The organism is Saccharopolyspora antiqui, from assembly GCF_052246905.1.
Lineage (GTDB): Bacteria > Actinomycetota > Actinomycetes > Mycobacteriales > Pseudonocardiaceae > Saccharopolyspora.
On sequence record NZ_JBQQBO010000043.1, the window covers coordinates 31,239 to 44,751 of the forward strand.

Genomic DNA, 13,513 nt, shown 5'->3' on the forward strand with positions numbered 1-13,513 from the left:
CGGCCGCACCCAACGCAAGACGAGTGAGGAACCGCGTGGACTTCGACGTCACGATCGAGATCCCCAAGGGGAACCGGAACAAGTACGAGGTGGACCACGAGACGGGGCGGATCCGTCTCGACCGGACGCTGTTCACCGCCACCCAGTACCCGGCGGACTACGGGTTCATCGAGGACACCCTCGGCGAGGACGGCGATCCGCTGGACGCGCTGGTGCTGGTCCAGGAGCCGACGTTCCCCGGCTGCCTGATCAAGTCGCGTGCCATCGGCATGTTCCGGATGCGCGACGAGAAGGGCGGCGACGACAAGGTCCTCTGCGTGCCCTCGGACGACCCGCGGCAGGAGCACCTGCGCGACATCCACCACCTCGCCGAGTTCCACAAGCTGGAGATCCAGCACTTCTTCGAGGTGTACAAGGATCTGGAGCCGGGCAAGAGCGTGGAGGGTGCGACGTGGGTCGGCCGCACCGAGGCCGAAGCGGAGATCAAGCGCTCGTACGAACGAGCCAAGGAACAGGGGCACTGAAGCCACCAGGTAGGAAAAGGGCCCTCCTCGCGCTGGATGCGAGGAGGGCCCTTCTGCGTTCGGCGCGGCCTTCCATCCAACGGCGACGTTGCCTTGACGCGGGCGTCAACGTTTACGGTCGAGCGCATGCGAATCGGTGAACTGGCCAGGCGCGCCGGAACGACCACCCGCGCGCTGCGGTTCTACGAATCCCAGGGGTTGCTGACGGCACGGCGTTCGACGAACGGCTACCGCGAGTACGACGACGCGGATTTCCGACTGGTCAACGAGATCCTGACCCTGCAAGCCGTCGGACTCAGCCTCGACGACACCAGGCCGTTCGTCGATTGCCTGCGTGCCGGTCACGAGGCCGGGGATTCCTGCGCCGATTCGATCGAGGTCTACCAGCGCAAGCTCGCGGAGGTCGACGCCTGCCTGGACCGGCTCAACTCGGTGCGGGCGGGCCTGCTGACCAAGCTGGCGGCGGCCGTGGCGAGGCAACCCGAGCCGTGCCGCGTGGTTGATCGAAACACCGGCGAACCGAACGCGATCGAGGAGTCCTGATGTCACCGACTAGCTTCCCCGCCGCGGTTTCCGCCGTCACGGATGGGACGTTCGAGCACGAGGTCCTGCGGCACGGCACGCCTGTTCTGGTGGACTTCTGGGCGCAGTGGTGCCCGCCCTGCCACATGATCGCGCCGGTGCTCGCGGAGATAGCCGTCGAGCGGGCGGGGTCGCTGGCCATCCGCAAGATCAACACCGACGAGAACCCGCTCGTCGCGCGGAACTACCAGGTGATGTCGCTGCCGACGCTGCTGCTCTTCCGCGACGGCCAGCCGGTGCAGTCGCTCGTCGGCGCGCGCCCGAAGGCCAGGTTGCTGGCGGAACTGGACGCGGCCCTGCACCGATGAACGTTATCCACAGAGCTGTGGATAAGTACTGTGGACAACTCGGTCGGCGGGGCATCGAGATCAGTCGAGGCGGACGTCGCGGACCAGCCAGGTGCGGGCGAAGGCGACCAGGACCGGATGCGCCATTGGCAACTCGTTTTCCCACAACCGACCGACATCAGCGCCGGCGCGCGTCGCGCGACACCCAGCCCAGGGCCGAACCGTCGGACCGGCGCAGCAGCACGACCGGAGTCGTCGAGGCGTGCTTCCCGCTACCCGGCGTGTACCGCTCGCGGAGCGCCCGCTGCTGGTAGAACCAGGCCAGCTCGGTCCGCACCCGGGAGACCGCCCGTCGCCGGAGCAGGTACCTGCGGACCGCTGGAGCCAACACCAGCAGTCCGCAGACGGCCGCCACGGTCACCATCCACCACTGCATCCCGCTCCTCTCACCGAGCGCCTGCCGGGCGCGCGGGCGCGCCGCGCCAAATCGGGTTCCGAGAGAGAAATGCCGGTCCGTCCGGTTTCTGACGCACTGGCTGCCGAGACCACCCCATCGGCGCAGCTAAATTCAACGGATGTTGATTTATTGGTCGCCGCGCGTTACCTTGCTCGCAACAGCGCGTGGAGGTTCGCCATGAGCACACTGGAAACCCGGACGCTGCTCGATCTCGGCGAGATCGACGCGAGCGGCGGTGAATTGGTCGGCGGCAAGGCCGCGAACCTCGGCGAGCTGCTGGCCGCCGGTTTCCGAGTGCCGCCCGGCTTCTGCATCAGCACGCTCGCCTACGACGAGGTCTGCCGGGAGCTGACCGGCGAACTGCTCGACCACCTGCCCGACTCGGCGGCCGAAATCCGCTCCCGATTGGCGGGCGCCGAGCTCCCCGCCGAGCTGGCCGCCGCGATCAGCGCCGCCTACGCCGAACTCGGTCCGGACGCACCGGTCGCGGTGCGCTCCTCGGCGACCGCCGAGGACCTGCCGCACGCCAGCTTCGCCGGTCAGCAGGACACCTACCTCAACATCGTCGGCGAAGCAGCGCTGCTGGACGCGGTGCGCCGCTGCTGGGCTTCGCTGTGGACGGACCGAGCCGTGGCCTACCGAGACGCTGGCGACATCGACCACCGCGCGGTGCGGCTGGCGGTGGTCGTGCAGCGCATGGTGGACGCGACAGCCGCCGGGGTGCTGTTCACCGCGAACCCGGTCACCGGGCGCCGCGCGGAGCTCGTGATCGACGCGAACACCGGGCTCGGCGAGTCGGTGGTCTCCGGCGCGGTCACCCCGGACCACTTCGTGGTGGAGTCCGGCCGAATCACCGCGCGACGGCTGGGCGACAAGCCCACCAGCATCCGCCCGAAGTCCGGAGGCGGCACGCAATCCGTTGCGCAGCAAGGTGATCGGGCTTCGATCAGCGACGACCAGGCCCGCGCGCTGGCCGCGCTGGGCACCGACGTGGCAGGTCACTACGGTGCCCCGCAGGACATCGAGTGGGCCATCGACGGTGACGGCGTGATCTGGCTGACCCAGTCGAGGCCGATCACCACGTTGTTCCCGCTGCCCGAAGAACGGCTCGACGGCCTGCGCGTCTACCTGTCGATCAACGTGGTGCAAGGCGTCTACCGGCCGATCACCCCGCTGGGCGGGGCGACGTTGGCGCTGATGTTCACCGGCCTGATGCGCAGCCTCGGGATCCCCGTCGACGGACCCCGCCCCCCGGTGTGGCGGCAGGCCGACGGCTGGCTGTTCGCCGACATCACCGGCATGACCCGCAACAAGATCGGTCGAGCCGTGGCGCCTCGGGTGTTCGCGATGGCCGAAGCCCGCACCGGCAAGGTCTTCGAGTCGCTGCTGGCGGATTCGCGGCTGCCGCTGGACCCGAAGGTGCCGTGGCCGCTGGTGCGCCGGCTGGCCGGGATCGTCGCGCACACCAAGGCACCGATCGAGGCGGTGCGAGCCCTGCGCGACCCGAAGCGCGCCCGAGACCGGGCTTTCGCCCTGGCACGCGAAATCCGCGCGGAGCTGGCGCGCACCGAGCCGTCGACCGCGGCGGAGCGGTTGGCCGCGGCACGGCACGGCCTCGTGGCGGTCACAACGCCACGCATCGCGCAGATCCCACCTCGGTTGCTGCCGATCCTCGCCCTCAGCCGATTGCTGCCCAAGATCGTGGGCGCCGCCGCCACCGCCGAGGAAGTGCAGATCGTGCTGCGCGGCATACCGCACAACGTCACCACCGAGATGGACCTGGAACTGTGGGGCATCGCGCAGCAGGCCCGCCAAGACCCCGAAACCGCCCGGTTGTGCGGGGAAGCGACCGTCGATGAACTCACCGAGCACTACCGGCAGCGCACCCTGCCCACCGGACTCCAAAGTGGACTCGACGTCTTCCTGGAGCACCACGGTCACCGCACGGTGGCGGAGATCGACATCGGCATGCCGCGCTGGTCGGAGAATCCCGAGCACGTGTTGGGCCTCGTCGCGAACTACGTGCGGACCGGGGAGGGTGGGCACTCCGCCGACGAGCAGTACCGGCGCGGGGTGGCCGAGGCGGAGCAGATGGCCGCCGAGATCGTGTCCCGGCTGCGGCGCGGGAACCGGCTGCGGCGCGGGAACCGGCTGCGGCGCGGGAACCGGCTGCGCGCTCGGTTCGCCGAATTCGCCATGGACCGGGTGCGGCAGCTCTCCGGACTGCGCGAACTGCCGAAGTACTGCCTGGTGCTGGCGATCGCGCACGGTCGCCGACAGCTGTGCGCCGTCGGCCGGGAACTCGCCGCGACCGGACGGTTGCAGCAGGCGGACGACGTGTTCTTCCTCGACTACGACGAGCTCGCCGAGGTGCTCGGCGGTGCCGACCACCGGGAGTTGGTGGCGCTGCGCCGCGAAACCCACGAACGCGAGCTGCGCCGTCGGCACCTGCCGCGCGTGCTGCTCTCCGACGGCGCCGAACCCGAGGCGATGCTGTCCGCCGAGCCGGTCGACGGGCAGTTGGTGGGGACATCCGCATCGGCGGGCACCGTGACCGGAACGGCGCGCGTGGTGCACGACCCGGTCGGCGCGCAGCTGGCTCCCGGCGAGATCCTGGTCGCGCCGTCCACCGATCCCGGCTGGACGCCGCTGTTCCTCACCGCCGGTGGCCTGGTGATGGAGATGGGCGGACCGTACTCGCACGGCGCGACGGTGGCCCGGGAGTACGGAATCCCAGCGGTGGTAGGCGTTTCCGACGCGACGAGCCGCATCGTCGACGGCCAGCAGATCACGGTGCACGGCTCAGCAGGCACCGTCGAACTACCCTGACCCGCACCAGCGATGAGGCTGAGGTGAAGGGCACCTTCTACCAACTAAGTTGGCGAAAGGTGCCCTTCACCCCTCACCTGGACGAACGACGCGCGGGGGTCCTGGCATGGCGATGGCCCCCGCTTGGTGACGGGGGCCATCTGGTCCTGTTCGGGGGCGCCATCGGCGGTTCGACCGCCGGTCAAGCGATGTGATCGACCGAGAACCCGGTGCGGGATCAGGCTTTCCGGGTTTTCCGGGGGCTGCTTCCGATGGGGTCGGTGGACTGCTCCGGCGCGGGCGGGCGCCGTCGGTGATCCGCGGTCAGCCGCCGAGTTGGTTGGTGCCACCGAGCGGGCCGTGGGCGAGCAGGTCGTTGACCTTGTCCAGCGGCGAAGCCGGGGCGACCTTGCCGATCGGCAGGCTGCCGGTGAGGCCACCGAGCGGGCCCTCCGGTCCGGTGAGGCTGCCCAGCGGGTCGCCGGCCTTGCCCACCGGTAGTTCCGTGCCACCGACCGGGGAACCGGCCAGCACGCCGCTGAGCGCCTCGCCCACCAGGTCGGGGTTCTGCTCCGCGGGCGGCAGCTGCGCGGGCTTGGTCTGCGGGACGCCAAGCTGGGCGGGATCCAACGCCGAACCGATGCCGGACGGCAGCAGGTCGTCGGCCGGGCCACCGGTCTTCGGCGCGGGCAGGGTCTGCCCGGCGGGGATCACGTCACCGATCGGCAGCACCCCGAGCGCGTTGCTGGGGTCGAGGGTGCGACCACCGGTCGCGCCACCGAGCAGGCCGCCGCCCAGCAGATTCCCGAGCGGGTTGCCGCCACCCAGCAGGCTCCCGAGCGGGTTGCCGCCGCCGAGCGCCCCGGTGATCGGTGCGAGCGGGTCTCCACCTGTGCTGCGCCCGGCGAGCTGCTGTTCCAGCGGCACCACGTCGCCCACGGTCTGCTTCGCGGAGTGCAGCGTGCCCGCGAAGTGGTAGGCCGTCTGGGCGAGGTTGTTGTCCGTGGGCAGCTCTGCGGGCAACTGCGGGGACTCGACAGCGTTCGCGGTCGCGGCGAAGCCGACCGCGCCAGCGCCGCTGGCCAACACAGCGGCCGCTGCGGTAAGGGTGCGCTTCATCGCATTGCTCCTCTCTGCACAGGCCGTCTCCTGTGCGCCGCGCCGGAGATTACGGAAGAATCACCCTCCACTATTCAGCGATCACATAAGTGGGAAATGTGGACGCTCAGTGATCACGGTCGGCAAATTTCACCCCACTTTTGCGGGACATGATTCCGACGTGACTACTGCCCGATCCCATCTTTGGCCGCCGAGGGCAACCGGCGCGCCTGTTCGGCCCGCAGTGCCTCGACCGCGTCGGCGAATTCCGCATAGGCCTCGCGCTCACCGCCGCAGCGCCGATACCGGCCGACCCGCAGCTCCACCGACTCGTACTCCCGCTCCAACGCATCAGCGGTCTGCTGCCAAGCGGTGGACCTATCCCGGTACTTGGCATGCCCGGCGAACGCCGCGCACACCGCGACGAGCACGCTCAACAGCACCGCGATCCAGCGAACGTCCACAACGGACATCGCGGTCGCGGCCGCCGTCGCGGCGATTATCGAGCCACCGATGACCATCGTCTGCAGGGCGTTGTCCTTCCACCGGTCCCGGCGCGCCTCGCCCCGGTAGCGGTCGATGAGCTCCGGCAGCTGGGCCCGGTAGCGCTTGTGCGCGCCCAGCGGATCCCCGGACTCCAGCTCGTCCAGCAGGTGCTCGCGGTGCGCGTGTTCCAGCGTGCGCAGTTCTGACTCCACCGCGCGAACCTTAAAGTGCTGCTGGTAGAGGAACTTCGCCGACACCGCGATCGAGGCCACCACCAACGCGAACGCGATGCCAGCCGGTAGCGCGGAATCCCATAACGCCAGCACCACCGCCGCAGCGCCGAGCAGCATCAGGTTGCCCGGCACCGCCCAGAACAGGAGCAGCCGCTGCACCATCCGCGCGCGGTAGTGCTGCTCGGAACGCTCGGCGATGCGGCGCTCCCAGGCCGGCGGCTGGCGATTCTCGGCGAGCACTCCACCGCCGACGATTCCGGCTGTATCCACTCGCTCCATCACATCGATCCTTCCAGCGCGTTAGTGCGATCGAAGTAGCTCCCAGAGCACCACGACAATCGGCCAGGAGAGTGATCGTCGAATAGGCTGATCGGTTCATCACCAGATGCTCCGAGTGATCGCCGCTGGACTCGAACGTTTCGCTTGAACGATATCCAGCAGTGATAACAGCCAGTGGTGCCATGCCACGGCATCGTGAGCGACTTCCAGGGCTTGCCACTGTGGCAGCGCCGCCGAGATGGCGGACAACCGGGGCACCCACCGGGCGCACGACTACCGCTGAACGCGCTAGGAAGTTCTGCTGCGAATGGATCAATTCGTCAATCGAGCGGCCGCCCCTCGGTAGAACAGCACCGGGTCCACCGGCACTCCGGCCACTTCGATCTGGAAGTGCAGGTGCGGCCCGGTGGATTCGCCGCGATCGCCCATCGTCGCGATGAGTTGCCCGGCCCGCACCTGTTGGCCGACCACGACGAGGCTCTCATCGATGTGCCCGTAAATCGAAACGACGTCGCGCTGGTGCGCGATTCTGATCCACAGGCCATAACCGCTGGCCGGTCCGGAATCGATGACGGTGCCCGCCGAACTCGCCCGAATCGGAGTGCCGATGTCGTTGGCGACGTCGACGCCCTTGTGCAGGCTGCCCCAGCGCTCGCCGAAGCCGCTGGTGATCTCACCCTCCGCCGGTGCGACCCACACCTTTGCGGGATCAGCAGGTGAACCGGAGTCGTGCGGCGATCTCGCGGCGAGGTGGGCGACGCGGTCTGGCGCGGCCGGTGAATGTTGCTGCTGGGCACTCTGCACAGCCAGAGCGGTAGCCACCGCACCGGCGGAGCACAACGCGCTCCCGACGAGCAGGCCGACCAGCCCACCGATCACGGTCTTTTCCCGAATTGTCATCGCGTTCAACTCCTCCTGCCACCAGCGGTTTTCCACGCAGTGGCCGGATCGAATTCCGCGGTTGTCCGCCGAGCATTTCAAATCCGGCGTCCAGGCGGTCCGGAAAGATTGCAGCCGAACCGCGCTAGGAATGCATTCGGAAATGACCGGAAAGCACGCGTAGCGGAATTACCACTGCCCCAGCCGGATGAGCAAGAAGATCCACCACAAGAAAGCCCCACCAATACCCTGTGTCCACAGTGGTCACGATTCTCGGTGAATCGCACCGGGGTCGAACCCGAAGCCCTTTCCACCGGTTACACCGGGTGCCTATTGCCGCTGATCCGCCCGATTCACCTTCCGGATCCCCACTCCACCCGACCGAGAGTCACCCGATCGAGCCAAGCGTGAGGGGCTTCTTCGGCCCGACCACTTGGTCGAAGGCACCCTCCGCGCACCCGCGCCCAGGCGCACTCCACACCGATCGAGTGACAGGTGAAGGGCACCTTTCGCCAAGTAAGTTGGTAGAAGGTGCCCTTCACCCGAGTTCGGCCGGGTGCTTCCCAGGCTGGGCGAGGACCGTTGGGGTAGGTGTGCTCGTGGGAGGTTCAGGTGGATGAGGGTCGGATCGAGACGGTGGCGGTGCACGGCGGCGAACGGCGACCGGGCCCCGAAGGTTCCGTGGTGTTCCCGATCTACCAGAGCACCGTGTACTCGGTCCCGGCCGACACCGACTACCACGACATCAGGTACATCCGGCTGAACTCGACCCCGTCGCAGACCTACCTGCACGACAAGCTGGCCGCGCTCGAAGGCGCCGAAGCCGCACTCGCGACCGCCTCCGGCTTGGCGGCGATCTCGACGGCGCTGCACAGCGTGCTGCGCACCGGCGACCACCTGCTGGTCGGCGACTGCCTCTACGGCGGCACGCACGACTTCCTCACCCACCACGCCGCGGATTTCGGTTGGAGCTACACGTTCATCGATCCGCAGCGCCCGGAGACCTGGGAGTCGGCACGCACTCCGAACACCCGCGCGGTCCTGGTCGAAAGCATCACCAATCCCCTGGTCCGGGTGGGGCGGCTGCGCGAAATCGCCGAGTTCGCCAGGAATTCCGGCCTGACCAGCCTGATCGACAACACCTTCGCCACACCGGTGAACTTCCGGCCGACGGCAGCGGGTTTCGACCTCTGCCTGCACAGCGCGACGAAATACCTCAACGGCCACTCGGACATCGTGGCGGGCGCGATCATCGGCCGCGCCGACCTCGTGGAACGCGCCCGGACCACGTCGAACCACTTCGGCGGCAGCCTCGACCCGCACGCCGGATTCCTCCTCGCCCGCGGCCTGAAAACGCTCGCGCTGCGCGTCCGGACGCAGAACGAAAACGCCCAGGCGCTCGCCGAATTCCTCGCCGCACAACCGAAGATCCGCGAGGTCAACTACCCCGGCCTGGCCTCGCACCCGGATCATGCGCACGCGGCGCAGCTGTTCAACGGCTTCGGCGGCATGCTCAGCATCCGGCCCAGCGGTGGTGTCCAGGCCGCCCAGGCGCTGATCGACGCGGTGCAACTCCCTTACGACGCACCGAGTCTCGGCGGCGTGGAGTCGCTCATCACCCGCCCGGCGGCCACCTCGCACGCCGGGATGAGCCGAGCCGACCGCGAAGCCCTCGGCATCACCGACGACCTGGTCCGCATCAGCACCGGTATCGAAAACCGCGACGACCTGATCGCCGACTTCACCCAAGCCCTGGCCAAGGTCTGATCCGGCGAGAAGCAGAAAACCATCCCTGGACCACCCCCTAGATCACTACACTGGGTGGCAGGTCAAGCGCTCTTCACGCCGGAGAGATGCCATGGGCTCGGATCGCTTCCGGTCGGCTGCGCGTCGCCGCGCGGAGGTCTGAGATGCGGTTCCCCCGGCCGAAACGCCCGCCGGACATGGGCACGGCGGGCGTGCTGCTGCTGTCCGCGCTGGTGCTACCGCTGATCGTCGGCCTGTTGGCGGGCGTGCTGGGCGCGACCGCGGCCGGTGGCGGGTCGTCGGCGAAGCCGACCACGCCGCAGCCGCCGGAGATCGACCTGTCCGAACTGCCGACCACGGCCGATTACCCCACCGATTACCCGGATCCCGGGTATCCGACCAGCGCTGCGACGACGACCGCCAACGAGGCGCACACCGCGGCCGTCGGCGAATGCTTCCAGGACTACGGCTCGGGGTCCACATCGGACTTTCGAACGGTCTCGTGCGGTCCTGGGACGTACCAGCTGATCGAGCGATTCGAGGGCGTGTCGGCTCAGTCCTACTGCGATGGCGTCGAAGACACCAACTGGGTGGTCACCTACTCCGACCAGGTGCTCTGCCTGGAGTACCAGTACGCCGACGAGGCTGGCAATGCCGCCATCGGGGACTGCGTCTACGGCGAGCAAGCAGACGGAACCTGGTACCAGTACGAGTGCGAGCCGGGCACCTTCAAGGTCGTGGACCGCTACTACGGCTCGACGAGCACCGACCGGTGCGATGCCCGCCAGGACTACTACCGGACGAGCCGCTGGTACACCAATCCCGACCAGAGCCAGCTCGACGCGGTGTTGTGCCTGACCTACCAGTTCGCCGACGACAGCTACTACGCAGCGAAGGGGAACTGCGTCGTGGCCAGCGGCGGCGAAGGGAACCTGCGGTTGTACGCGGCGCCCGACTGCGACTCGGCGAACGCGGTCATCACCGGCCGGACCAACGAATACAACCCGGAGTTCTGCCGGGACCACGGTTGGCGGGGCTGGCGCGACGACCGCTACTCCTGGGTCAACTACACAGTCTGCTGGCGCCGGAAGTAGTGCCGCTGGAGAGAGGAACGCCCACCATGTCGGAGAACAGCACGAGCGAGGACACCTCGGCCAAACCGCGCTGGAGCCGGATCCTGCTGTGGCCGGGCGCGATCATCCTGGGCCTGCACGGGATTTTCGCCATGCAGTTCGACGTGACCACCGACATCGGTGCCTTGCAGCGGTTGTTGGCCGCCGCCTCGGTGCTGCCGATCCTGGCGCAGGCCCTGCTGACCGCCGGGCTGATCGCGCTGGTGCTGGAGGAAACCGACGACCGCGGCTGATTCACCGCAGCTCTGCGTAGAACCGGTAGTGCCCGGTCGACCGGTCCGCCTTGGTGATCATCAGGGTGTACTCGCCGTCGTAGGGCAACGGGACCTCGTAGGCACCCGACGCCGGGTAGATCGCCCCCATGTCGTCCATCCTCGGGTCGTGCAGCGTCCATTCCAGGTCCTGGAACGAACCGGTTCCGTCGATCACCAGGGATTGGCCGGACGTCGCGTGGAAGGTGAAGACGTCGGTGCTGCCGGGGCCGGGCAGATCGCCCTGCACCGGTGTGCCGAAGGCCAACTCGGCGTGCCTGGTCGAGGCGTCCCACAGCTTCAACCGATAGCTGCCCGCGCAGTCGTCGCCCATCGGCACCGAGATTCCGCCGAAGTCGGCGAAATCCCGGCACGGTCCGGTGATGGTCAGCTCGTAGCGGCCGGGCTGGGGCAGGTCGACCCGCTGGTCACCGCCGTAGCAGCCCAGGTTCAGCCGACCGCCGACCAGGCGGCCGTCAACGCTCAGCTGCCCGTCGAGCCCGTAGATGCGCGCGTTCGGGCAGTCGAGGCGCTCCACGAACACCGCGTTCGCGCTGGTGTCGAAGGCGTAGACATCCGTCGCCGCCTGGTTCTCCAGCTCACCGGCGCCGGGCCCCGGCCTGCCGGGCTCGATCTCGTCCCCGACGGAAACCGCGAACCTCTCCGGTGGCGGCGGTTCCGATCCACCCGCCGGAATCAGGCTCATGATCAGGAACACGGCGGCGATGCCGAACAGCGCGGCGATCGCGGCGAACGAACCGTAGTTGCGCCGCTTCGGCGGCTGCCGGTAGAGCACCGGCACCGATCGTTGCCGGTGCCCGGCCCGCACGCGCACGGACAGCTCTCGGGTTGCCACCGAGCGGCCTGCCCGGCGGGGTGGTCGAACCGTGAACTCCGAGGCGGCCGATCGACCTGGTTCGATCCGCAGGCGCGGCGCCGCGACCCTGATGTCCAGCCCGGAACCGGAAACCGCCAGGTCGACTTCGAGCGGCCCCACACCGACGTTGTCGACCAAGGCCTGGAACCTGCCGCCGCCGAGTTCGCCCACCCGCAGCACGAACGAATCGTCCGGCCACCGACGGACCAGCGCCGCGGCACTCGGATCACCCGCTGCCGCGACCGGCACCGACAGCTGGTCGAGCAGATCTCCGACCAGCACGTTCGCCTGGCCAGCGCCGGTTCGCTGAGCCAGCAGCGCCTCGATCACGGCCGTGGTGAACGCGCCAGGTTCCGCACCGACCGGGTTGGCGAGCAACGCGCGCCCTTCGCGGGCGAACCCCAACGCGGGATGATCACCATCGCGGCGACCGTGGTAGGCGCAGTCGAGGATCAGCAGGATCGAGTCGGCCGCCGATTTCCGCGCCTGATCGGCGATTTCGGCGAGCGAGATGGTCGGTGCCTGACCGGCGGTGTCGTTCGCGCACAGCAGCAGCGTGCCGTCGGGTCCCAGCCGCGCGTGACCGCGGTAGTACACCAGCAGCCGATCAGCAGCACCCGCCTCGGCGAGCAGCGCCTGGAGCGCGGTCGTCATCTCGCGTTCGGTGCCGTCCAACACTTCCCGGACATCGGTGTACAACCCGATTTCGGGATGGCTGAGCACCGCGCGCAGCAGCCGGACGTGCGGCGCGGCGCCGGGCAGCGCAGCCAGGTCGGATGCCTTCGGGAAGCTGGAGTTGCCCAGCAGCAAGGCGCGATGCGCACCTAGCTCGGACGGTTTGGGGACCAGGCGGCGCAACTGCGGCCACCTGCTCAGCACATCGGACATCGCGGTGGCGTAGAACGTGCCGCCGGAGGCGCGTTCCGGATCGTCGGCGCTGGACTGCTGCCAGCGGGCCACGCCGACCGCGCGCTCCGCGTCCCCGACCAACACCGGCCCACCGCTGATGCCGAACAACGCCAGTCCAGCCGCTGCCTCCTGGCAGTACAGCTCGACGACGGGCGCCTCGTCCTCGGAGCGCTGGGTCTTCCCGCTCACCTCGCCGGTCACCGCGCGGATCCGGACCCCGTCGGCGGCGGCCGGGTAACCCAGCGCCCGATACCGCTCGTGCGGGCTGGCGTCGAAGCCGAGCTGCACCGGTGAGCAGTCCGCCGGAGGCGGCTCGGTCAGCCGCAGCAGGGCCACGTCGAGCCAGTCGTCGGAGTCCTCGACGGTCGCCGTGACGATGCCGGTCCCGCTCGCCCGGTGCAGGCGCAGCTCCACCTGGTCGAGCTCTGGATCAGTGACGCAATGCCTTGCGGTCAACGCGAATTCGGCGCTGATCAGGAAGGCGGTGCCGCGGGCGGTACCGGTCGCCGGGTCGGTGAGCTGGGCGATGCCGGCCGCCGGGTCAGCCGGTTTGCTCACCGCCCGCGCTTCCAGGTGAGCTTCACGCCGAAGGTGGCACCCCCGGTCGCCTTGATCACCACGCCGCCCTGCACCTGCAGCGCCAGCTGGAAGCTGAGCTCCACCTCGTCCGGCCCGTGGCTGCGGGTCGCCAGCTTTTCGTCCAAGTCGCGGCGGAACTGCTCGGCCACGACGGCCACGCTGTCGGCGATCTCCGGCACGCGTTCCTCGAAGAGCTCCGGGATCGCCGGTTTGGGTCCCAGATTTCCCGACCGCGCCGACTCCACCTCCACCACGATCTCGCTCATGACCTGGAACTCTCCCACAGCGGTGAGCGACTTTTGACCGAAATTGGTTGAGTGCTTGAACGTTTTGGCACGAATGGAGCCACCGAAACCGAGGTCGGCGGTCGTGGGGGGGGGGGTTG

The 13,513-nt window shown here is 68.7% G+C and carries 13 protein-coding genes; 7 read left to right on the forward strand and 6 right to left on the reverse strand.

The window, feature by feature from the left end; genetic code table 11:
* Positions 1-35: 35 nt before the first annotated feature.
* From ACTWQN_RS37000 to trxA, 3 genes are all read left to right on the forward strand, one after another.
* Positions 36-524: an inorganic diphosphatase gene (locus tag ACTWQN_RS37000; RefSeq protein WP_443208334.1), complete on the forward strand. Its 489-nt coding sequence runs from the start codon at positions 36-38 to the stop codon at positions 522-524.
* 126 nt (positions 525-650) lie between these two features.
* On the forward strand, positions 651-1,067 hold the full coding sequence (locus ACTWQN_RS37005) for a MerR family transcriptional regulator (RefSeq protein ID WP_443208335.1): 417 nt from the start codon (positions 651-653) through the stop codon (positions 1,065-1,067).
* Positions 1,067-1,414: a thioredoxin gene (gene trxA, locus ACTWQN_RS37010; RefSeq protein ID WP_443208336.1), complete on the forward strand. Its 348-nt coding sequence runs from the start codon at positions 1,067-1,069 to the stop codon at positions 1,412-1,414. The genes ACTWQN_RS37005 and trxA overlap by 1 nt, the downstream gene beginning before the upstream one ends.
* A gap of 157 nt (positions 1,415-1,571) precedes the next feature.
* Here trxA and ACTWQN_RS37015 read toward each other — a convergent pair whose 3' ends face one another.
* A complete protein-coding gene (locus tag ACTWQN_RS37015; RefSeq protein WP_443208337.1) occupies positions 1,572-1,829 on the reverse strand; it encodes a hypothetical protein in 258 nt (85 codons plus the stop codon).
* Between the two features lie 198 nt (positions 1,830-2,027).
* Here ACTWQN_RS37015 and ACTWQN_RS37020 point away from each other — a divergent pair, with 198 nt between their 5' ends.
* Complete coding sequence (locus tag ACTWQN_RS37020) at positions 2,028-4,679, forward strand: PEP/pyruvate-binding domain-containing protein (RefSeq protein ID WP_443208338.1); 2,652 nt, start codon at positions 2,028-2,030, stop codon at positions 4,677-4,679.
* A 303-nt stretch (positions 4,680-4,982) separates the two neighbouring features.
* On the opposite strand, the gene ACTWQN_RS37025 is transcribed toward ACTWQN_RS37020, so the two are convergent.
* The 3 genes from ACTWQN_RS37025 to ACTWQN_RS37035 form a co-directional block, all read right to left on the reverse strand.
* Positions 4,983-5,777 carry a hypothetical protein gene (locus tag ACTWQN_RS37025; RefSeq protein ID WP_443208339.1) on the reverse strand — a complete coding sequence of 265 codons (795 nt, stop codon included), beginning with the start codon at positions 5,775-5,777 and terminating at the stop codon, positions 4,983-4,985.
* Positions 5,778-5,941: 164 nt separating this feature from the next.
* Positions 5,942-6,754, reverse strand: coding sequence for a DUF4231 domain-containing protein (locus tag ACTWQN_RS37030; protein ID WP_443208340.1), 813 nt, complete (start codon positions 6,752-6,754; stop codon positions 5,942-5,944).
* Positions 6,755-7,066: 312 nt separating this feature from the next.
* Positions 7,067-7,654 (reverse strand): M23 family metallopeptidase, encoded by a 588-nt coding sequence (locus ACTWQN_RS37035; RefSeq protein WP_443208341.1) that lies wholly within the window; start codon positions 7,652-7,654, stop codon positions 7,067-7,069.
* Positions 7,655-8,245: 591 nt separating this feature from the next.
* On the opposite strand from ACTWQN_RS37035, the gene ACTWQN_RS37040 reads away from it, so the two are divergent.
* From ACTWQN_RS37040 to ACTWQN_RS37050, 3 genes are all read left to right on the forward strand, one after another.
* Positions 8,246-9,400, forward strand: a complete 1,155-nt coding sequence (locus ACTWQN_RS37040) for a trans-sulfuration enzyme family protein (RefSeq protein WP_443208342.1) — start codon at positions 8,246-8,248, stop codon at positions 9,398-9,400.
* Between the two features lie 143 nt (positions 9,401-9,543).
* Complete coding sequence (locus ACTWQN_RS37045; protein ID WP_443208343.1) at positions 9,544-10,473, forward strand: LppU/SCO3897 family protein; 930 nt, start codon at positions 9,544-9,546, stop codon at positions 10,471-10,473.
* A gap of 26 nt (positions 10,474-10,499) precedes the next feature.
* Complete coding sequence (locus tag ACTWQN_RS37050) at positions 10,500-10,745, forward strand: hypothetical protein (protein ID WP_443208344.1); 246 nt, start codon at positions 10,500-10,502, stop codon at positions 10,743-10,745.
* Position 10,746: 1 nt separating this feature from the next.
* On the opposite strand, the gene ACTWQN_RS37055 is transcribed toward ACTWQN_RS37050, so the two are convergent.
* Entirely contained in the window at positions 10,747-13,107 is a 2,361-nt protein-coding gene (locus ACTWQN_RS37055; protein ID WP_443208345.1) for a trypsin-like serine protease, read from the reverse strand.
* Positions 13,104-13,394: a CU044_2847 family protein gene (locus tag ACTWQN_RS37060; protein WP_443208346.1), complete on the reverse strand. Its 291-nt coding sequence runs from the start codon at positions 13,392-13,394 to the stop codon at positions 13,104-13,106. Before ACTWQN_RS37060 ends, ACTWQN_RS37055 begins: the two co-directional genes overlap by 4 nt.
* Positions 13,395-13,513: the final 119 nt, after the last annotated feature.